This window comes from Microbacterium meiriae, assembly GCF_040702565.1.
GTDB lineage: Bacteria > Actinomycetota > Actinomycetes > Actinomycetales > Microbacteriaceae > Microbacterium > Microbacterium meiriae.
The window spans coordinates 14,946-35,369 of the sequence record NZ_JBFBLJ010000002.1 but is presented as its reverse complement, the minus strand read 5'-3'; the positions used below and the strand labels follow the sequence as shown (position 1 = coordinate 35,369).

14 protein-coding genes and 1 pseudogene are annotated in these 20,424 nt (G+C 65.8%); 11 read left to right on the top strand and 4 right to left on the bottom strand.

From position 1 onward, the window contains the following. Positions 1 to 51: 51 nt before the first annotated feature. The 10 genes from AB0310_RS07585 (at position 52) to AB0310_RS07540 (ending at position 15,235) form a co-directional block, all read left to right on the top strand. Positions 52 to 516, top strand: coding sequence for a hypothetical protein (locus tag AB0310_RS07585; protein ID WP_366236945.1), 465 nt, complete (start codon positions 52 to 54; stop codon positions 514 to 516). Continuing rightward, positions 513 to 1,523 carry an MAB_1171c family putative transporter gene (locus tag AB0310_RS07580; RefSeq protein WP_054683014.1) on the top strand — a complete coding sequence of 337 codons (1,011 nt, stop codon included), beginning with the start codon at positions 513 to 515 and terminating at the stop codon, positions 1,521 to 1,523. Before AB0310_RS07585 ends, AB0310_RS07580 begins: the two co-directional genes overlap by 4 nt. Then, positions 1,520 to 2,656 carry an alpha/beta hydrolase gene (locus tag AB0310_RS07575; protein ID WP_366236944.1) on the top strand — a complete coding sequence of 379 codons (1,137 nt, stop codon included), beginning with the start codon at positions 1,520 to 1,522 and terminating at the stop codon, positions 2,654 to 2,656. Before AB0310_RS07580 ends, AB0310_RS07575 begins: the two co-directional genes overlap by 4 nt. A 135-nt stretch (positions 2,657 to 2,791) precedes the next feature. Continuing rightward, complete coding sequence (locus tag AB0310_RS07570) at positions 2,792 to 3,061, top strand: helix-turn-helix domain-containing protein (RefSeq protein ID WP_522727334.1); 270 nt, start codon at positions 2,792 to 2,794, stop codon at positions 3,059 to 3,061. Next, the gene (locus tag AB0310_RS07565) at positions 3,048 to 3,692 is read left to right on the top strand and encodes an N-6 DNA methylase (protein ID WP_366236943.1); all 645 of its coding nucleotides are present in this window, start codon (positions 3,048 to 3,050) and stop codon (positions 3,690 to 3,692) included. The genes AB0310_RS07570 and AB0310_RS07565 overlap by 14 nt, the downstream gene beginning before the upstream one ends. Then, positions 3,689 to 5,362: an Eco57I restriction-modification methylase domain-containing protein gene (locus AB0310_RS07560; protein WP_366236942.1), complete on the top strand. Its 1,674-nt coding sequence runs from the start codon at positions 3,689 to 3,691 to the stop codon at positions 5,360 to 5,362. The genes AB0310_RS07565 and AB0310_RS07560 overlap by 4 nt, the downstream gene beginning before the upstream one ends. Positions 5,363 to 5,462: 100 nt before the next feature. Continuing rightward, a complete protein-coding gene (locus AB0310_RS07555; protein ID WP_366236941.1) occupies positions 5,463 to 7,925 on the top strand; it encodes a DEAD/DEAH box helicase family protein in 2,463 nt (820 codons plus the stop codon). A gap of 30 nt (positions 7,926 to 7,955) precedes the next feature. Further along, positions 7,956 to 8,375: a DUF262 domain-containing protein gene (locus AB0310_RS07550; protein ID WP_366236940.1), complete on the top strand. Its 420-nt coding sequence runs from the start codon at positions 7,956 to 7,958 to the stop codon at positions 8,373 to 8,375. Between the two features lie 345 nt (positions 8,376 to 8,720). Further along, a complete protein-coding gene (mscL, locus tag AB0310_RS07545) occupies positions 8,721 to 9,173 on the top strand; it encodes a large conductance mechanosensitive channel protein MscL (RefSeq protein WP_141388142.1) in 453 nt (150 codons plus the stop codon). A gap of 518 nt (positions 9,174 to 9,691) precedes the next feature. Then, complete coding sequence (locus AB0310_RS07540; protein WP_366236939.1) at positions 9,692 to 15,235, top strand: CLIPPER-2 domain-containing protein; 5,544 nt, start codon at positions 9,692 to 9,694, stop codon at positions 15,233 to 15,235. A gap of 123 nt (positions 15,236 to 15,358) precedes the next feature. Here the strand turns inward: AB0310_RS07540 and istB are convergent, their stop codons facing one another. Continuing rightward, on the bottom strand, positions 15,359 to 16,162 hold the full coding sequence (istB, locus tag AB0310_RS07535) for an IS21-like element helper ATPase IstB (protein ID WP_141388138.1): 804 nt from the start codon (positions 16,160 to 16,162) through the stop codon (positions 15,359 to 15,361). Further along, positions 16,159 to 17,814: an IS21 family transposase gene (gene istA, locus AB0310_RS07530; protein WP_366236938.1), complete on the bottom strand. Its 1,656-nt coding sequence runs from the start codon at positions 17,812 to 17,814 to the stop codon at positions 16,159 to 16,161. The genes istB and istA overlap by 4 nt, the downstream gene beginning before the upstream one ends. 310 nt (positions 17,815 to 18,124) lie before the next feature. Between istA and AB0310_RS07525 the strand changes: the two genes are divergently transcribed. After that, positions 18,125 to 19,339 carry a hypothetical protein gene (locus AB0310_RS07525; RefSeq protein WP_366236937.1) on the top strand — a complete coding sequence of 405 codons (1,215 nt, stop codon included), beginning with the start codon at positions 18,125 to 18,127 and terminating at the stop codon, positions 19,337 to 19,339. 180 nt (positions 19,340 to 19,519) lie between these two features. On the opposite strand, the gene AB0310_RS07520 is transcribed toward AB0310_RS07525, so the two are convergent. Both AB0310_RS07520 and AB0310_RS07515 read right to left on the bottom strand, forming a co-directional pair. Then, on the bottom strand, positions 19,520 to 20,014 hold the full coding sequence (locus tag AB0310_RS07520; protein ID WP_366237451.1) for a hypothetical protein: 495 nt from the start codon (positions 20,012 to 20,014) through the stop codon (positions 19,520 to 19,522). 43 nt (positions 20,015 to 20,057) lie between these two features. Continuing rightward, positions 20,058 to 20,225: pseudogene (locus AB0310_RS07515) on the bottom strand (DNA cytosine methyltransferase); the annotation flags it as partial. Positions 20,226 to 20,424: the final 199 nt, after the last annotated feature.

Sequence of the window (20,424 nt, the reverse complement as noted above, 5' to 3'; positions counted from 1 at the left end):
ACGACACGGAGCCGACGCCCGTCTCTGCTCCCCACAGATAAGGGGCAAACCGTGAATATCGAACAGACCGTATCGGCGGCTCTCGCGGGCCTTCAGCTCGGCAACACCTTCACCTTCGACAACCTCCGCCACACCGTCCAAGACCGACGGCACCGGCGGCTCCGCATCGTCGAACTCGCAGACCTCGACGCCCACGACGGCCTCTGCGCGGCATTGCTCTCCACCGACGCCGGAGACTACGTGCTCCACGCCCGCAGCGACTCCGCACTCCACCGCCAGCAGTTCGTGCTCCACGAACTTGCTCACATGATCCTCGGGCACCTCGACGGCGACGACTGCGCCGTCGAGGAAGCACTACTGCCCAGCATCCCGCCGCACACCCGCGCACGCCTGCTCACTCGGCAAGACCTCGACAGCGAAACCGAGATCGCCGCCGAGTCCCTCGCCGACCGGCTCGCCGCAGGCATCCGAGGATCGGTCTTCGCCGAATCGGCCTACTCGGAGGTCTTCGGATGATCCAGACGCTCGTCGCGACGCTCATGTGGGCGCTCGTGGCGAGCCTGCTCATCTTCCGCCGCAAACGCACCGACCGCAGCATCACCTACGCCGCCCTCACCATCGCCATCGCCATGACGCTGAACGTCGATGACATCTACACGGTCGTCGATCCGCTCCTCGGCGGCACGAACATCGCGACACTGATCGCGGACGCGCTCCTGATGACAGGGCTCTTCTTCCTCGGGCGCGGCGTCATGAAGTCTGGCGAGTACCGGCCCAGGCTCGTCCGCGCCGCCGTCAGCGCACCCGTCCTGCTCGTCGCGCTGCTCGCGATCACCGCATCGTTCCTGTTCATCGACCGCGGCACCACCACGACACGATTCATGAACGACCTCGGCGCGCAACCAGCGGCAGCGGTCTATTCGATCATCAACTTCAGCTACGGAGCACTCGTCATCGCGACGATGCTCGTCCTCGCAGCCCGGCAGTATCGGCACAGCGCCGGCATCCAGCGCCTCCCCGCCGCACTGCTCAGCCTGGGATCGGCGTTCGGTGTCACGCTCTGCCTCGCCGTGATCGTCATGGACATCGCCCACGCCGCCGACCACCTCGACCTCATGCACGCCATCCAGGCCGCCTACGATCCGCTTTCTGTCCTCACTTTCGTGTTCCTCTGCGCTGGGTTCGCGGTCCAGCCCGCCGTCCGCCGCGCCCAGCACCGCTCCCGGCGTCGGCACACGATCTCGTTCACCGCGCAGTTGGAGCCGCTCTGGCTCCGAGCGACACATGCACGGCCCGGGCTGAGCCAAGCCGACCCCCTCGCCGCCAACCGCGAAGACCCCGAAGGGCACCTCCACCGAGTGATCGTCGAAATCCGCGACGCGATGATCGACCCGCGCATCACCTTCGACATCAGCACCGACGACCGCGACCTACTCGAACGCGCCGAGACCCACCTCGTCGGAAGCGATAGCGCCCTCGCAGCGACCTTGCACGTTCCCAACGTTGAGGAGCGTGGAGCGTGATCGGCCGCATCGTGCTTGGCGGCGGGATCGCGGCGGCAGCGGCTGCCGGGCTCGGGTGGACCATCGCGCGGCGACTCACGGCACCCGTCGGCCCACGCACGTTCGACCTCACCATCCGCAGCGTTGAGCACGACGACAATGGCGACCTGATCGTGCTCGACCGAACCGAGCAGACCACCGCGCACGGCATCTACAACCTCTGGTTCGAGCACGGTGGGTGGGCGCAACTCTCCACCGAGGTCATCGGTCGCGGACCCACCCGGGTCGCCCGCAGAATCACGGGCCTCACATCGGGCTCCACTCCAAAGGCCGGCGACCGGACCTCCTGGAGCGGCATCTACTACGCCACCCCAGCCGACGCCGGACTCCACGCCCGTGACATCACCATCACGACCCCCGCCGGACGATGCCCGGCCTGGCGCATCGAGGGAGACCCCTCGGTCTGGGCGATACACATCCACGGCCTCGGCAGCACCCGCGCCGGCACCCTGCGCGGCGTCCTCGCCGCAACCGAACTCGGCTACACCTCCCTCGTCGTCAGCCACCGCAACACCACAGAAGGGCCACGAGTCGGCACCGGCCGAACAACCCTCGGCCACACCGAGACGAGCGACGTTGACGAAGCCATCGGATACGCCGTTCGACGCGGAGCGCAGCAAGTCGTGCTCTTTGGCTGGTCAATGGGGGCCGCCATCGCCCTCCAACTCGCCGACCACCCGCGACACGATGGACTGATCGCCGCGCTCGTACTCGACTCACCAGTCCTCAACTGGACCGAAGTCATCAAGACCAACTGCGTTCGCAGTGGACTGCCCGCAGCAGCCGGGCACCTTGCGATCCCGTGGCTCACCGTCGGCCCGCTGGCTTGCGCAGTTGGCTCGCCGGGCAGCATCCCGCTCCGCTCCTTCAACTGGACCGCACGAACCGCAGACCTCGCGACGCCGACCCTGATCCTCCACGGCACCCGAGACGACTCCGTACCGATCCGGCTCTCACAAGCACTCAGAGACGCCCGCCCGGACCTCGTCGAGCTGGAGACCTTCGACGCCGACCACACCCTCTGCTGGAACACCGACCCCGACCCGTGGCGGGAAGCAGTGACCGCGTGGCTCAAGGCGCGTGTCCCACGCTGATCGGCAGAAGGGAGCGATCACTCTCGGCACCCACCTCGTTCGGCCACGCCCGGAGAAACCCAACTCAAGCCGTACCTCCGCCGGTATCATCGTGAGTGTTGGCCTGCCTGGGCCATTGAGCGAGGGAGGACCAACGTGGCTGAGCCGTGGCTGTCCGCAGACGACATCGCCGCCCACCTCGGGGTCACCAAAGACACTGTCTACACCTGGATCGCCGAGAAGGCCATGCCCGCCCACAAGGTCGGACGCCTCTGGAAGTTCCAAGCCAGCGAGATCGACGACTGGGTGCGTGCGGGTGCGGCGGCCAGCGACGACGAGACCGCTCAGCAGCCCCCGCGAATGTCAGCGGTCGCTCCTACGATCGTGACAACGAGTACGGGAAGGGGAGCCGATGACGCTGAGTGAAGCCCAGCGGTTGGTGAAGTCCAAGCAGCGCGTTGCCGATCACGGCGAGGTGTTCACGCCGGGGTGGATGGTCGAGGACATGCTTGATCTCGTCAAGCACGAGTCCGAGCGGATCGACGCTCGCGTGCTTGAGCCCGCTTGTGGCTCGGGAAACTTCCTTGTCCCGGTCCTGGCCCGCAAGCTCGTCACTGTCCAGCTCCGTCACGGCAAGAGCGAGTTTGAGAAGCGCCACTACGCCCTGTTTGCGCTGATGTGCACGTACGGCATCGAACTCCTCGCAGACAACGCCGAAGAGTGCCGCGACAATCTAGCCGAGGTGTTCAACACGTTTATGGGCATCAGCAGCGATGACCAGTGGGCGCAAGCGGCGCGCGCGGTCCTAGCCGTGAACATCGTCCAGGGGGATGCCTTGACCATGACCTTGGTGAGTGGCCAGCCGATCACCTTCCCTGAGTGGGGCTACCTCGGCAAAGGGAAGTTCCAGAGGCGCGACTTCCGCTACGACGATCTCACCCAGCGAGCCTCGTACGAGGGCACACTGTTCGGCGAACTGGACGACGACGACCTGTTCGTTCCCGCGCAGACCTACCCGACCATGACCGTCAATCAGATCGCCGAGGCCGCCGCGTGACCCTTGCACCCTTTACCCTCAGAGGGCACAACCCGGATGTCTTGACCTGCATCGCGAATCTCTCCAACGATGAGGTCTTCACTCCGCCGGAGTTCGCAAGCCAGATGCTCGACACGCTTGCCGCCGCCTGGGCAGACGCCAACGACGGTGCGAACATCTGGGCCAATCCTGACATCACGTTCCTCGATCCGTTCACAAAGTCCGGTGTGTTCCTCCGCGAGATCGTCCGTCGACTCACCGACGGGTTGATCTTGGTGATCCCCGACTTGGCCGAACGCGTCGATCACATCCTCACCCGCCAGGTGTTCGGCATCGGGATCACTCAACTCACCGCACTGCTGGCACGCCGCAGCGTCTACTGCTCGAAACTAGCCAACGGCCCGCACTCGATCGCCAAGTCATTCACGACTGAGGACGGCAACATCTGGTTCGGGCGCACCGAGCACACATGGGGCGGCGGCAAACGCGAGTTTCGAGCCGATCCTCTGACGAGCGAAGAGGTCGCGTTCTACACCAGTCGCAAGTGCGTCTACTGCGGGGCAGCCGAGGACGACTACGCACGTGGCGACGACCTTGAGACTCACGCCTACGCCTTCATCCATACTGACGACATCGAAGCTCGGATCGCCGAGCTGTTCGGAGACAACATGCAGTTCGACGTCATCATCGGCAACCCGCCCTACCAGCTCAGCGACGGCGGACACGGAACCAGTGCTGCGCCGATCTATCAACTGTTCGTGGAGCAAGCCAAGAAGCTTGATCCCCGCTTCCTCACGATGGTCATTCCCTCCAGATGGTTTGCCGGTGGCAAGGGATTGGAGGATTTCCGCGAGTCGATGCTCAAAGACGGACGACTTCGCTCGATAGACGACTTCCTCAGTGCGGCCGATGTCTTTCCGGGCGTTGGCCTCAAGGGCGGCGTGAACTACTTCCTCTGGGATCGCGACCATCCTGGAGAGTGCGTGGTCACGACCCACTTCAAAGGATGGGATGACTCGACCGACACCCGGCCGCTACTCGAAGAAGGCGCCGATGTCTTCATACGCTTCAATGAGGGTGTTTCCATCCTGAAGAAGATCATGAAGGTCGAGCTCGCAGGGCAGCCGAGCGTTTCCCTCCCGGCCGAGAAGAGCTTCAGCGAACTTGTAAGTTCGGCCCGTGCGTTCGGGTTGCGGACCTTCTTCAAAGCGAAGTCCGTCGCCGGCCCCGAGGATGTGAAGGTCTACCAGAACGGTGGCATCGGCTATATAGCGAGGAGCGAAGTGGCTTCTGGCAAAGCGTTGATCGACAAGTGGAAGATCTTCGTCAGTTACGCGGCTCCGGGTACCGGCAACAAGGACTCGTATCCCCACCGCGTCATCAGCACGCCATTCCTCGGCGAACCCGGGAGTATCTCCACGGAGACATACCTGGCCATCGGCCCCTTCAATTCGAAGGAGGAAGCAGAGAGTGCGCTCTCGTACCTGTCCTGCCGGTTGACGCGCTTGTTGATTCAGCTCCGAAAGGCCTCCCAGCATGTTACGAGCAGGGTCTACGGCTTCGTGCCTGTTCAAGAATGGACCAAGCAGTGGACCGACTCTGACTTGTATGCGAAGTACCGTTTGACCGATGAGGAGATCGCGTTCGTCGAGAAAGTAGTCCGTCCGATGGAGTTGGGAATCGATGAGTAGAAGTCTCGACGAGCTTCTCCCGGAGAGGCCGAAGGCGCGTCTACGCATATACGCGTGGTCGCCGAATGATCCACCCGCGGGATATACGGGACTGCTGAAGGTGGGACAGACGACCAAGACGGACGTGAACGCCCGCATCCGCGAGTCGCAGGGCCAGATGCAGCAGGCCTACACGCTCCACGTGGATGAGCTAGCCGAACGCGGCGATGGGTCGATCTTCCGCGACTCAGATGTGCGTCAACGGTTGGTCGACAAGGGCTTCGAGAACCCGATCTTCGGCTCAGCGCGAGAGTGGATGCGCTGCACCCCGGACGATGTGCGCACGGCGATCACTGAGCTTCGCACGGGCGTGAAACTTAGCGGCACCCATCATGAGACTTTCCCAATGCGCCCGGAGCAGGTCAGCGCCGTCGAGAAGGCGCAGGGCTACTTCGAGTCGATTTGGGCCGAGAATTACCACGCGGTGCCACGCTTCCTGTGGAACGCCAAGATGCGCTTCGGAAAGACCTTCGCCTCCTACCAACTCGCTAAGCGGCTCGGCGCCAAGCGCATCCTCGTGGTCACCTTCAAACCTGCGGTGGAGGACGCCTGGCAGACCGACCTGGAATCTCACGCCGACTTCGACGGCTGGCAGTACCTCTCCTCAGCGACTGGGGGTAGCCCGGACGACGCCGACAAGACTCGGCCGCTGGTCTACTTCGGATCGTTCCAGGACCTGCTCGGGCGCGACCGGAAGACCGGTCTCATCAAGGCAAAGAACGAATGGGTCCACACCACCAACTGGGACCTCGTCATCTTCGACGAGTACCACTTCGGTGCCTGGCGTGAATCCGCCAAGGAGCTGTTCGAGGGCGAGGACGAGAAGGTCAAGCAGAAGGAGTTGGCCGCCGAGTACAACGACGGCCTAGTCGCCTTCGATGAAGAGCTTGACGAGCTCGGCAACGACGAGGACGACTTCCTGCCGATCACCACCCGCGCCTACCTGTACCTGTCGGGCACGCCGTTCAAGGCGCTGGCGACTGGTGAGTTCATCGAGGAGCAAATCTTCAACTGGACCTATACCGACGAGCAGCGGGCCAAGGATGAGTACGCGGTCGCGCACCCGAACGACTGGAACCCGTACGGGGCACTCCCGGAGATGCGCCTGTTCACCTACCAGATGCCCGACGAGCTCATCGCCGTCGCGAACCAGGGCGAGTTCGACGAGTTCGACCTCAACGAGTTCTTCGAGGCAAAGGGCATCGGCGCGGACGCCGAGTTTACGCACAAGACCGACGTTCAGAAGTGGCTCGACCTCATCCGTGGAGCTCACCTGCCCACGCAGGTCGACGCCATGCGAATGGGCACCCGCCCGCCGTTCCCGTACTCCGATGTCCGGCTCCTGCCCTACCTGCAGCACTCGTTCTGGTTCCTACCCAATGTGGCTGCCTGCCAGGCGATGGCCAACCTGCTCGCGGAGAAGCAGAACGTGTTCTGGCACGACTATAAGGTCCTCGTCGTCGCAGGCACTGGCGCGGGCATTGGCCTGGATGCCCTCCCACCGGTGCGAGCGGCGATCGGCGACGGCCACGACACGAAGACGATCACCCTGTCCTGCGGCAAGCTCACCACGGGCGTCACCGTCAAGCAGTGGTCCTCGATCCTGATGCTGCGAAACCTCAACTCGCCCGAGACCTACTTCCAGGCCGCGTTCCGTGTGCAGTCCCCATGGTCGATCAAGAACCCCGACGGGGACAATCCGAGCGCCGAAGCTGTCCTCAAGCCGGTGTGCTTCGTGTTCGACTTCGCGCCCACCCGGGCGCTGCGTCAGATCGCCGACTACGGGGCTGGTCTCTCGCCGGAGACGCCGAACCCGGAGCAGGCCGTCGAGGAGCTCGTGAAGTTCCTGCCCGTGTTGGCCTACGACGGGTCGAACATGACCCAGGTCGATGCTGGCGGCATCCTCGACATCGCCATGTCGGGCACGTCCGCGACCCTCCTGGCCCGCAAGTGGGAGTCCGCGATACTCGTCAACGTCGACAACGACACCCTGCGCAAGATCATGAACAACCCTGACGCCCTCAACGCCGTCATGAACATCGAAGGCTTCCGCGCGCTCGGCAACGACATCTTCGAGACCGTCGTGAACAAGAGCGACGCCGTGAAGAAGGCGAAGAAGGAGAAGGGCGAAGAGATCACTCCGGCGGAGAAGAAGGAACTCACGGCGGAAGAGAAGGAGTACAAATCCAAGCGGAAGCAGATTCAAGAGAAGCTGGTCAAGTTCGCCACCCGCATCCCGGCGTTCATGTATCTAACCGACTTCCGCGAGAACACCCTCCAGGACGTCATCACCAAGCTCGAACCGGGCCTGTTCCGCACCGTCACTGGACTGACCGTTGAGGACTTCCATCTGCTCGTGAACCTCGGCGTCTTCAACGCCACCCACATGAACCAGGCCGTCTTCGCCTTCCGGCGCTACGAGGACTCGTCCCTGTCCTACACCGGCATCGAGTCCCACAAGGGGCTGCGGCACTATGGCCTCTACGACACTGTCGTGGCCGTCGATGACGACGCCATCGCCTGACCATCTGCCAGCCCGACCGAGAGAATCCGCATGTCGTTCCAGACCCCGCGCAGCATCGAGGAGATGCTGACCGCTATCCACAAGCGCGAGTACCTGATGCCGGCGATCCAGCGAGAGTTCGTGTGGGGTGCCGATCAGATCACCAAGCTCGTCGATAGCCTCATGCGTGGGTACCCCGTCGGGTCGTTCCTGCTCTGGGACGTCAAGCCTGAAACTGTGCAGTCGTACACGTTCTACGAGTTCCTGACCAACTACCACGAGCGCGACAACCCCTACGCCGACAAGGCAACGGTTCCCTCCGGGAGTGGCACGACGGCGGTGCTCGATGGACAGCAGCGGCTCACCTCGTTGAACATCGCGCTGTACGGCAGCTTCGCGGAGAAGAAGAAGTACGCGTGGTGGAACAGCGCGGACGCGTTCCCCGTCAAGCGCCTGACTATGTCAACTTGAAGTGGCCCGGGGCGTCGTCTTGATTTGGCCCAGGGGTAGGTCGTCGTGGCGCGGTGCGTTGGTTCGGTGGGAATCGCCGCACCTAGTGTGACGCTCCAGGTTGGCGAGTTTGTGCGTGAGTGTTGCGTGGCCGCCCTCATCATGATCGCCATGGCCACCTTTATCGCGATTGTGCTCTACCAGCGACGTGTCGCCGCGACGGCAACACCGCACCCGGCTTCCAGCACCACGCTCCCAGCCTCGACTTCAGAGTCTGATATTCATCAGACATGCCCCTAGGAGCCGCAGGCGCGCAACTGGGTAGTTCGACCAGGTCCACCGGCTGCTCATGCGTCGGTCCGCTGTGTGGTTACGGGGTTCAAGGAATTCATCCTTCGAGGGAATGTCATCGATTTGGCGGTCGCGGTCGTGATCGGCGCGGCGTTCACCGCGATCGTCAACGTCCTCGTCTCGGCACTCATCAATCCGCTGATCGGCTTGTTCTTCGCGGCCGATAGCCTCGACACTGCACTGCAGGTCATGGTTCCGACGCTGGCTGGCGGTACGTCCACGTTCTCGTTCGGCGCAATCCTCGGCGCGATCATAAGCTTCCTGGCGGTCGCGCTGGTCGTGTACTTCGTGTTCGTGGTGCCGATGAACAAGATGCGGGATCGCGCTGCCGTGAAGGCCGGCGTCGTCGAGGAGCCCGAAGACCTGCCGAGCGAGGCTGAACTGCTCATCCAGATCCGCGATCTGCTCCAGAACCAGGCGTCGACGCAGCCCGCCGCGACGCGATCGACTCGGCTGCCCCGGGACTGATCCGGCGCCGCCCCGCGTTGGATGCGGTCAACGCGGGGCGGCAGGGAGCGGGAGACGCGATAGTCGACAGGAGCCTGGAGCAGGTCCGCGACATAGTAGTACCGCGCGGATTCCGAGCGATCCTCTAGAGTTGTGTAGCCGGTGGGAACGTCGGCGTCACCGGTGGTGCCGTGAACTGGCAGGGGGAGTTGAGGATGGTTGGTGGGTGGGGTTTCGGGCGCGCCCGGAGTTCTGAGGGCAAGGGTTCGAGGTTGGTCGCGGCGGCAGTGGTCGCCGTCCTTGTGGCGGCCGTTTCTGCGGTCAGTGTGGTGGTCGACCAGCGGTCCGCGGCGGCCGCCGGCGGGTTGTCGTGCGGTGACGTGTTCACTCAGCAGGGCGCGAATCCGAGGAACATCTGGCAGATCGACCGGACAACGGGCGGGCAGACGTCCGTCGGGACATTCTCCATCCCGGGCACATCCGGGAATCTCAACGGTGTCGGCATCTACGATGCCGACACCGATGGCTACGGTGAGGTCATGACCGGTGTTCAGCCCGCCAACACCGGTACGGCACGCTCGATCTACCAGTACTCCAGCATCACGGGGCAGACGACGCTGCTCGGTGCGGGTGTGGCGGACGCCGCGGTCACGCACGGGGCGATCAACCAGGCGAACGGGCACTACTACTACGGCGGTGTGACCGGCGGCACGCTGAACGTCTACGGCTTCAACACGACCACCAACCAGTCGATGGGGCTCGTCGCCAGCGGCGCCATCCCGAACGGGGGCGGCAACGGGGACTGGGCCTTCGACAGCCAGGGCAACCTCTACGTCGTTGCGGGCGGAAGCGGCGCGGGCACGGTCAACGTCGTCAGCGTCATCGATCAGAAGATCCCGACCAGCGCGGGCACCCCCGTGGCGATCACGGGCACGGAGCTCGTCCGCATCGACGCGGGTGGTACGGCGCTGAACGCCATCGCGTTCGCGGGCGACGGGTACCTGTACGTGGCGGGCGGGCCCCGGATGTACAAGGTCAACCCCATAACCGGGACGGTCATCAGCAACGTCCCCTTCGCCACCGCCGGCACGGTCGACATGGCCTCCTGCGCCTCGCCGAACACGGTCTCCATCGTCAAGGACTTCCCGGCGGGGCGTCACACCGCCTCCGACCAGGTCACGATGACGATCTCGGGCGACGGCATCACCAAGGGCAACACGGCGACCACCGCCGGCACGGCCTCCGGCGTCCAGCCGCAGGAAGCCGGTCCCGTCCTCGTGCTCTCCGGCCAGCAGATCACCGTGACCGAGACCGGCACCGGAACCGGCAGGCCCAAGTACGACTCGAGCTGGACCTGCGTCGACCGCAACTCCGGCAACGTCCTGGCCTCCGGCACGGGAAGCACGGGATCGTTCATCGTGCCGGACGGCGGGCCGAAGGGCGTCGCCGCGGTCTGCACGTTCACGAACGGCGCCCGGCTGCCGCACGTCTCGCTGGAGAAGACGGCGAGCACCTCGACGCTCGTCGCCGGCGAGACGGTGACCTACTCGTTCAAGGTCACCAACGACGGCAACGTGCCGCTGCACGACATCTCGGTGTCGGAGACCGCGTTCACCGGCGCCGGTGCGGTGTCGGCGATCAGCTGCCCGGCGCTGCCCCAGCCGCTGGCGACCGGAGCCTCGACCACCTGCACCGCGTCGTACGTGGTGCGCCAGGCCGATGTCAACGCGGGCGCCGTGGACAACACCGCGACCGCGCGAGCCGTCTCTCCCGACGACATCGCCGTGACCTCGACCCCCTCCAGCGTCCGCCTCACCGCGACGCAGACCCCGGGCATCTCGATCAAGAAGTCCTCGGACACCGCCGTGCTCGTCGTCGGCGAGACCGTGAAGTTCAGCTTCGTCGTGACGAACACCGGAAACGTGACGCTGAACAACGTCGGCGTCAACGAGACCGCCTTCACCGGCGCCGGCACGATGTCGGCGGTGAGCTGTCCCGCTGATCGGACTCTCGCCCCCGGTGCGCAGCTCGTCTGCACGGCCACGTACGTGGTGCAGCAGGCGGATGTCGATGCCGGCTCCATGGACAACACCGCGACCGCGACGGGCACCCCGCCCTCTGGCATCCCGGTGACCTCCGACCCGTCGACGACGCGCACGCCGTCCGTCCCGGAGCCGTCCGTGTCGATCGTCAAGACGGCCGACCGTGCCACCCTGGTCGCAGGTCAGACCGTGACGTACTCCTTCCGGGTGACGAACACAGGCAACGTGACGCTGACGAACGCGTCGGTCGTGGAGGGGACGTTCTCCGGAGCGGGATCGCTCTCGGCCGTGACGTGTCCGTCCGACCGCACGCTCTCCCCGAACGAGTTCATGGACTGCACGGCCATGTACGTGGTGCAGCAGGCTGACGTGGATGCCGGTGCGGTCGACAACACGGCCACGGCGACCGGTACCCCGCCCTCGGGCGGGCCCGTGACGTCCGACCCCTCGGCGGCGCACCTCACCGCGGCGCAGACGCCGTCCGTGTCGCTGGTGAAGACCGCGGACCGGACGAACCTCGTCGTCGGTCAGAAGATCACGTACACCTTCACGATCGCGAACACGGGCAACGTGACGTTGACCGACGCCGCTGTGGTGGAGGGGGCGTTCTCCGGAGCCGGAACCCTGTCGGACGTGTCGTGCCCCGCCGATCGGACCCTTGCTCCCGGCGGGGAGCTGGAGTGCACGGCGACGTACGTGGTGCAGCAGGCGGATGTGGACGCCGGTGCGATCGACAACACGGCGACCGCCACGGGCACCCCGCCCACCGGTGAGCCGGTGGTCTCCGCTCCGTCCGAGGCGAAGATCACGGGTGCGCAGGCTCCCGCGATCACCATCGCCAAGACCGCGAACCGGACGAACCTGCTCGCGGGCGACACGGTGACCTACTCGTTCCGGGTGACGAACACGGGCAACGTGACGCTGACGGACGCCTCCGTGGCGGAGGGCGAGTTCACGGGCGCGGGCTCGCTGTCCGCTGTGACGTGTCCGGCCGACCGCACCCTCTCGCCGGATGAGTTCATGGACTGCACGGCGACGTACGTGGTGCAGCAGGCGGATGTGGATGCCGGCTCTGTCGACAACTCCGCCACCGCGACGGGCACCCCGCCCACCGGCGACCCGGTGACCTCGGAGCCCTCCGCGGCGAACATCACCGGTACGCAGACTCCGGCGATCTCGATCAAGAAGTCCTCCGACACCGCTGTGCTCGTCGTCGGCGAGACCGTCACGTTCTCGTTCGTCGTGACGAACACCGGCAACGTCACGCTGACGGATGCCGCTGTGCAGGATGTCTCCTTCACGGGCGCCGGCACGATCTCGGCCGTGGACTGCCCGGCAGAGCGGACGCTGACGCCCGGCGCGCAGATGGTCTGCACGGCGACGTACGTGGTTCAGCAGGCGGATGTCGATGCGGGTTCCATGGAGAACACCGCGACGGCGACGGGCACACCGCCCTCCGGTACTCCGGTGACCTCCGACCCGTCGACGACGCGCACGCCGTCCGTCCCGGAACCGTCGGTGTCGATCGTCAAGACCGCCGACAAGCGCACGCTGGTCGCTGGTGAGACGGTGACGTACTCGTTCCGTGTGACGAACACGGGCAACGTGACGCTGACGAACGCCTCGGTCGTCGAGGGGACGTTCTCCGGCGCGGGGGCGCTCTCGGCCGTCGACTGCCCGGCGGATCGGACGCTCTCGCCGAACGAGTTCATGGAGTGCACGGCGACCTATGTCGTACAGCAGGCGGACGTGGATGCCGGACGCATCAGGAACTCCGCGACGTCGACGGGCACTCCTCCGACGGGTGATCCCGTCGTGTCGGGTCCGTCCGAGGTGAGCATCACGGCGACGCAGTCCCCGGCGATCACGATCGTGAAGTCGGCGGACAAGACGCAGCTGGTCGCAGGCGAGACCGTGACGTACACGTTCCTCGTGACGAACACCGGCAACGTGACCCTGACCGACGCAGCCGTGGTGGAGGGCGGGTTCACTGGTGCGGGTGCGCTGTCAGCGTTGGACTGCCCGGCGGATCGGACGCTGGCTCCCGGTGGGGAGCTGGAGTGCACGGCGACCTACGCGGTGCAGCAGGCGGATGTCGATGCCGGTGCGGTGGACAACTCCGCGACCGCCACGGGCAACCCCCCGACCGGTGACCCGGTGGTCTCGGAGCCCTCTGAGGTGAACATCGCGGCGACCCAGTCCCCGGCGATCACGATCGTGAAGTCGGCCGACAAGACGCAGCTCGTGCTCGGCGAGACCGTGACGTACACGTTCCTCGTGACGAACACGGGCAACGTCACTCTGACCGATGCCTCTGTGGTGGAGGGCGAGTTCACTGGTGCGGGTGCGCTGTCGGCGCTGGACTGCCCGGCGGCGCGGACCCTGGCTCCCGGTGGGGAGCTGGAGTGCACGGCGACCTACGTGGTGCAGCAGGCCGATGTCGATGCGGGAGCGGTGGACAACTCCGCGACCGCCACGGGCAACCCGCCCACCGGTGAGCCGGTGGTCTCGGAGCCCTCTGAGGTGAACATCGCGGCGACGCAGTCTCCGGCGATCACGATCGTGAAGTCGGCGGACAAGACGCAGCTGGTCGCGGGGGAGACGGTGACGTACACGTTCCTCGTGACGAACACGGGCAACGTGACCCTGACCGACGCCTCCGTCGTGGAGGGGCCGTTCACCGGTGCGGGTGCGCTGTCGGCGCTGGACTGCCCGGCGAACCGGACCCTGGCTCCCGGTGGGGAGCTGGAGTGCACGGCGACCTACGTGGTGCAGCAGGCCGATGTCGATGCGGGAGCGGTGGACAACTCCGCGACCGCCACGGGCAACCCCCCGACGGGTGAGCCGGTGGTCTCGGCGCCGTCCGCGGTGAACATCACGGCGACGCAGTCCCCGGCGATCACGATCGTGAAGTCCTCCGACAAGACGCAGCTCGTGCTCGGCGAGACGATCACGTACTCGTTCGTCGTCACCAACGCCGGCAACGTCACCCTGAGCGACGTGGCGATCGAGGAGGGCGAGTTCACGGGCGCCGGAGACATCTCCGCGGTCGAGTGCCCGGCCGACCGCACGCTCGCACCCGGTGCGCAGCTGATCTGCACGGCGACGTACGTCGTGCAGCAGGCCGATGTGGACGCGGGGCGCGTGGCGAACACCGCCACCGCGACGGGTACGCCTCCTGGCGGCGACCCGATCGAGTCGGACCCGTCGACCACGACGAGCGACGCGACCCCTGCTCCGGCGCTCGCGATCGTGAAGACCGCGGACAAGACCGACCTCGTCGTCGGCGAGACCGTGACCTACACGTTCACCGTGACCAACACCGGCAACGTGACGATGTCCGACGTGGCCGTCGCCGAGGGCGACTTCAGCGGCGCCGGTGAGCTCTCGGCTCTCGACTGCCCTGACGCGCGCACGCTCATCCCCGGGCAGCAGCTCGTCTGCACGGCGACCTACACGGTGCAGCAGGCCGATGTGGACGCCGGGACGCTCGAGAACAGCGCGACGGCATCCGGCACTCCGCCCACGGGTGAACCGGTCGTGACGGACCCGTCCCGTGTCGTGATCGAGGGGACCCAGAGCCCCGCGCTGTCGCTCGTGAAGGTCGCCGACAAGCAGATCGCACGGGAAGGCGACACCGTCACCTACACGTTCACGGTGACGAACACCGGTAACGTGACGATCGCCGACGTCGCCATCGCCGAGGGGGCCTTCACCGGCGCCGGCGCGCTGTCGACGCCCGTGTGCGCCGATGGTGCACGCAGCCTGGCGCCCGGCGAGAAGGTCGTCTGCACGGCGACGTACGTCGTGCAGAAGGCTGACGAGAAGAAGGGCTCCCTGGAGAACACGGCGACGGTGACCGGAACGCCTCCGAGCGGACCGAAGGTCGTCTCCGACCCCTCCACCGCGAAGACCGGGGTGCTCGCGGTCGCGCTGCCGCCCACGGGCGGTGAGCTCGCCGTCGGCGCGCTCACGTTCTCGGTGCTGCTGATGCTGGCGGGGGCCGGGCTCATCGCCCGGCGCCGTCGCAGCGCCCCATAACGACCAGGGGGCGCCGCAGCACTTCTCCCCGTGCCGGCGTCTCCTGGTTTCCCCTCCGTACGCGTCCGACTACTGGTAGTCAGCCGCTCACGGGCCGCCGATGCGAACCGAAGGTGCCCAGGATTATCTCGTCGCGGTGCGGGTGTGCTGAAGCCGGTAGGAGCTTGTTCCGGTCTCGATGATGGTGCCGTTGAAGGTGAGTCGGTCGATGATTGCGGCGCAGAGTCTGGGGTCGGTGAATGTGTCGGTCCAGCCGGAGAACGACTGGTTAGAGGCGATCGCGACGGAGTTCTTCTCTTCTCTCTCGGTGAGGACTTGGAAGAGGAGTTCAGCGCCGCGGCGGTCGAGTTCCATGTAGCCGAGCTCGTCGATGCAGAGCAGGTCGACTCTTCCGTAGCGGGCGATGGTGCGGGCAAGCTGCTTCTCGTCGGCGGCTTCAACGAGCTCGTTCACGAGCTTCGTCGCGAGCGTGTACTTGACCCGGTATCCCTTCTCCGCAGCGGCGGTGCCGAGCCCGATCAGAAGGTGGCTCTTCCCAGTGCCGGAGTCGCCGATGAGGCAGAGCGGGTCACTGCGGCGAACCCAATCGCCGGTCGCGAGGGTGTGGATAGTGGCGGGGTTGATGTTCGGGTTCGCGTCGTAGTCGAAGTCCCCGAGCCATTTCTGGCGGGGGAAGCCGGCGCCCGCGACCCGGCGGACGGTGGACCGGCGGTCGCGGTCGTCGCATTCGGCGAGGAGAAGCTCGGCGAGGAACCCTTGGTAGGAGAGCTGCTCGTGTTCGGCGACACGGATCGCTTCATCCATGACCGCGCGGATCGTCGGCAAGCGAAGCCGTCTGCAGGCTTGGTCGACGGCGGCCGCGGCGGCTTCCTCGGTGATCCCGCGTTGCCGGCGCAGGGTTGTAGTCACGGTGGTTCTGGTGGTCATGTATCTGTCGTTCCTTCTCTTTCATTGGTGGCTTGAACCCGGCGTCGCAGGAGCTCGTCGTATTGCGTGACGGTCGGCAATGGTCGCCGGTCTGGTGGGAGCCCGGCGATCACCGCGGCGGGGTCGCGGAGGCGGCGTTGGGTGAGACTGACAACTCGTTGCTCACCGGTGTTTTCGTGAGCAACGGGATGTCGGTGCAAAGTGGACCCGCCCGCGTGCAGGCGGGCCTCGACCGCGACGACATCGGCGGTGACCGCGCCGACCAAGACCGCGGCTCTGATTCCAGCGAGAACGTCGGCGGTCCGCATGCTCCGATGCAGCAGCAGCACTTCGATGAGCTCACGGGTGCCGGCGGAGTCGCCGTTGACTTTCCGTGTCTCCTGCCAGAACGCCTCGTGCGCCGCGGTGAAGACTCCGGCCTGTCGGGCGGCGGCCAACGCCGTCGATCCGGGCAGCGCGCCCGGCTTGTGTCGGAGGACCTCGAGGTAGTGATCCAGGACGATGGATTCCCCGCCGCGGGCGACGACCCGCTCATGACGGGCTGCTTCTTCGCGTCCGTCGAAGATCACGACTTCTGAGGCACGGAGCGAAACCCGGAGCTGCCGTCCGATCAGTCGGGCAGGGACGGAGTACTTCGCCATCCGAACTGTCACCAGCCCCGACCGGTCGACCCGTGGGTGCAGCACCAGGCCTGGATCGAACCGCTCCGCGGGCAGCGGGCCCAGTAATGGCTGTTCGACGGCGAAGTCGTCACCAACGGTCGTGCGTCGTTGGCTGACACGACGGCGATCGTCGCGGGCGTCCCAGCGGCGGATCTGCGCGTTCAGCTCGGCGAGGGAATCGACCTCGGGCATCGGAGACAACCAGGTGCGGCGGAATCGTCCGACCTCGCCCTCGACGCCGCCCTTCTCATGCGCGCCGTCGATTCCGGGTAGGCAGTAGAACGCGTCAAACCCGTAATGCGAGCGGAACAACACCCAACGGTCGTTCTCCACCCGCCGCCGGTCGGACCCGTAGATCACCGTCTTCACCGCGGCGGTGAGGTTGTCGTATTTGATGTGGAGGTTCGGGACCCCACCGATCTCCTCGAACGCGTCAATATGGCCTTCCAGGAATGCTTCCTGCGACTGCGTCGAGTAGACCCGGTGGATCGCTTTCCCGGAATGGGAGAGCCGGAACGTGAACATGTGGCACTTCGTCTTCACCCCGGCGAGGATCACCCAGACCTCACCGAAGTCGACCTCGGCCTCCGCGCCCGGCGCGTGCAGTTGCGGGACGAACACCTCCGGGACCCGACCCACCTCGACCAAGATCTCCCGCCGTCGTTTGGCGACATAGTCACGGACTGCGGCATACGACACATCCGCAGCGTGCTCGTCAAGAAGGCGGGCGTGCATCCGGGTCGCGGTCATCCGCTGCTTCTTCGGCGCGGCCAGATTCTCCCGCAACCAGTCATCGATCAGCAGGCGAAACGCGCCGAGCTTCGGAGCCCGCCGCTCGGGGACCTTCCGCTCCGGAGGGACCGGCGATGCCAACGCCTGCCGAACAGTACGACGATGCACCCGGAACCGTTTCGCCAACGCGTTCACCGACAGGCCCTCGACCCGCGCCGCGCGCCGGATCTCCGAATACAACTCCACCTTGGACCCCAACTGGCCCTCCTCACTCGAAAACAACGACTGAAGACCACCCTGACGGGGTTGGGCCAAATCAAACCGACATGAACACCCCGGCGCGTCGCAACATGGGCCAAATCGGACCAACACCCCTGGGCCAAATCAGAGTGACAGAGTCAAGCGCCTCTACCTCAACCTCGTCGACGAGCCCGACGACGAGGAGCTCGGCACGAAGTACGACCTGCGGTTCCTCACCGACCGGGAGGCCTCCCCGGCGGACGGCGAGGCCGACAAGTGGTTCCGGGTCGGCGCAGTCCTCGATCTCGCCAACGCTGGCCCCGCGATCATGCGCGAGCTGGAGCAACGCGGCATCGCTGGATCGGCTGACGCGTTCCAGCGGCTCTACGACCTGTACGAGGCGGTGCGGGTTCTCAAGCCGATGAACTACTTCCTGGTCACCGATCAGGACGCCGACAAGGTGCTCGAAATCTTCGTCCGCGTCAACAGCGGCGGCACCACGCTCTCGTACTCCGACCTGCTGCTGTCGATGGCGACGAACCAGTGGCAAGAGCTGGACGCGCGCGAGGAGGTCCGCTCGCTGGTCTCCGAGATCAACAGCAACGCCGGGCGACAGTTCTCGTTCTCCAAGGATGTGGTGCTGAAGACCGCGTTGACGATCGCGGACGTGGATGTGCGGTTCAAGGTCACCAACTTCACCCAGGGGAACATGGCCAAGGTGGAGGCCGCGTGGCCGCAGATCAAGGGAGCCTTGCTGCGTGCTGCGACTTTGCTTCAGCAGTTCGGGTACAACGAACGTAACCTCACCGCGAACAGCGTGATCGTCCCGGTCGCGCACTACCTGCACCTCCGGGGCGCAGGTGACTCCTACCTCGACTCCACCGCGGACGCGGCCGACAGGCTCGCCCTTCAACGGTGGGTGACCCGCTCGCTGGTCAAGCGCGGCATCTGGGGGTCGGGACTCGACACGCTCCTCACCCGCATCCGCGATGTCCTCCGCACTAACTCGACGAACGGCTTCCCGGTCGCTGCGGTCGAGGAGGCAATGGCGGCCGTCGGCAAGAGCCTCACGTTCGACAACGCCGAGATCGACGAACTGCTCAACCTCAAGTACGCCGGCCAGCGGACGTTCTCCGTCCTCTCGGTTCTGTATCCGGGGCTGGACCTGAGCAAGAAGTTCCACGAAGACCACATCTTCCCCAAGTCCCGGTTCACCAAGAAGAAGCTCCTCGACGCCGGAGTCCCGCTCGACAGCATCGACGACTACCTGGCGGCCGTGAATCTCCTGCCGAACCTCCAGTTGCTCGCTGGCACCGCCAACATCGAGAAGCAGGACAGCCTGCCCGCGGAGTGGATTGAGACTGCCTTCCCGAGCGAGGACAAGCGAGCCACCTACCTCGCCGAGAACGACCTCGACGGCCTTCCTCTCGACCTGGCCGACTTCACGTCGTTCTTCGAGCAGCGCAAGCAGCGAATCCGGACCCGCCTACTCGCCGCTCTGGGAACAGCACCGGGCGCACCGGAGGACGCGGCTCTGCAGTAACCCACGTTCACGCGGCGAGCAGCGACAGTGCGGACACGGCCCGGAGAGGTAGCACTCCGTTGCCCAGCGCGGTGATCTGCTGGTTCTGCGTCAGGTCATCGCTGTCCGTAACCCATCCGTTCGGTAAGCCCATGAGCCATTCGACGAATGCTGGTGCTGGGCGGGGGCCGTCGGCGTCGTTCAGGAGGGCTGGCGCTGGCGCGGGGCGTCCGGTGATGTGTTCCCAGCGGGTGATGGCGTCGGCGTAGCGTCCCCAGCGTTGAAGAGTCCGTCTATCAGGGACCACAGGGTCTCCGATTCGGCTCTCCTGGTCGGTGAGCCAGCCGGTCCGTGGAGCGCGAAGTCGATGATCTGGTGCGACAGTGCGATCGTCCCGCGCCTCGCTCGCACCTGGTCGAGAGTCTCCCCGCCGCGCGATGAGTCGGTCGCCAGCGGGGTGCGGAACAGTGCGCCGGGCGAGGGCGAAGATGCGGAAACGTTGGTGAGGAGCGCCGACAAGGGAAGCCGGTAGGCCGATCCATCGTGCATCCAGCCGCAGGTCGGCCAGATCGCCGAGAACGGCGCCGAGAGCCCGTAGAGGTCGAGCTGCGTTGTCTCCCAGATGCCACGGGTCGGATTCCAGGCCGCAAAAGGTTGCGCTGCCGGGGGTTGCATCGCCTGGGTTGCGTCGTTCATGGTCGTCTCCTTCTGCGGGTGGCCGTGTCGCGGGTGAGGACAGCAGCCCGCGGACGTTCTCGATGACGACCCACTCGGGCTGGAGCGCGTCGATGGCTGCGGCCATGTGCGCCCAGAGCCCCGAGCGCGTACCTGGCGCGAGGCCGGCGCGCTTGCCGACGGTGGACACGTCTTGGCATGGGAAGCCGCCGCTGGCGTCGAGGTCGTGCATGAAGTCTGCTCCGGCGACGGACGTCCCCGGCATCCGTGCCTCATCGAGAACTGATGCCGAGCTGGTCACCTGTCAGGTGCACGACTCCGACACGCGCCCGCTGCTCAACCGAGCCCCCGCTTGCCGCCGCCCGATGCCTCCATCTCCGGCCTCGGCTCCGACCGCCATCCGAGGTCACACGCCTCTTGCAGGTCGAGGT

What these genes read in the sequence shown, in the direction of transcription:
- AB0310_RS07540 (WP_366236939.1), top strand. Translation starts at nt 9,692, where the DNA reads ATGACCGGTGTTCAGCCCGCCAACACCGGTACGGCACGCTCGATCTAC.
- AB0310_RS07580 (WP_054683014.1), top strand. Translation starts at nt 513, where the DNA reads ATGATCCAGACGCTCGTCGCGACGCTCATGTGGGCGCTCGTGGCGAGC.
- AB0310_RS07520 (WP_366237451.1), bottom strand. Translation starts at nt 20,014, where the DNA reads ATGAACGACGCAACCCAGGCGATGCAACCCCCGGCAGCGCAACCTTTT.
- istB (WP_141388138.1), bottom strand. Translation starts at nt 16,162, where the DNA reads ATGACCACCAGAACCACCGTGACTACAACCCTGCGCCGGCAACGCGGG.
- AB0310_RS07525 (WP_366236937.1), top strand. Translation starts at nt 18,125, where the DNA reads ATGCGCGAGCTGGAGCAACGCGGCATCGCTGGATCGGCTGACGCGTTC.
- AB0310_RS07565 (WP_366236943.1), top strand. Translation starts at nt 3,048, where the DNA reads ATGACGCTGAGTGAAGCCCAGCGGTTGGTGAAGTCCAAGCAGCGCGTT.
- AB0310_RS07550 (WP_366236940.1), top strand. Translation starts at nt 7,956, where the DNA reads ATGTCGTTCCAGACCCCGCGCAGCATCGAGGAGATGCTGACCGCTATC.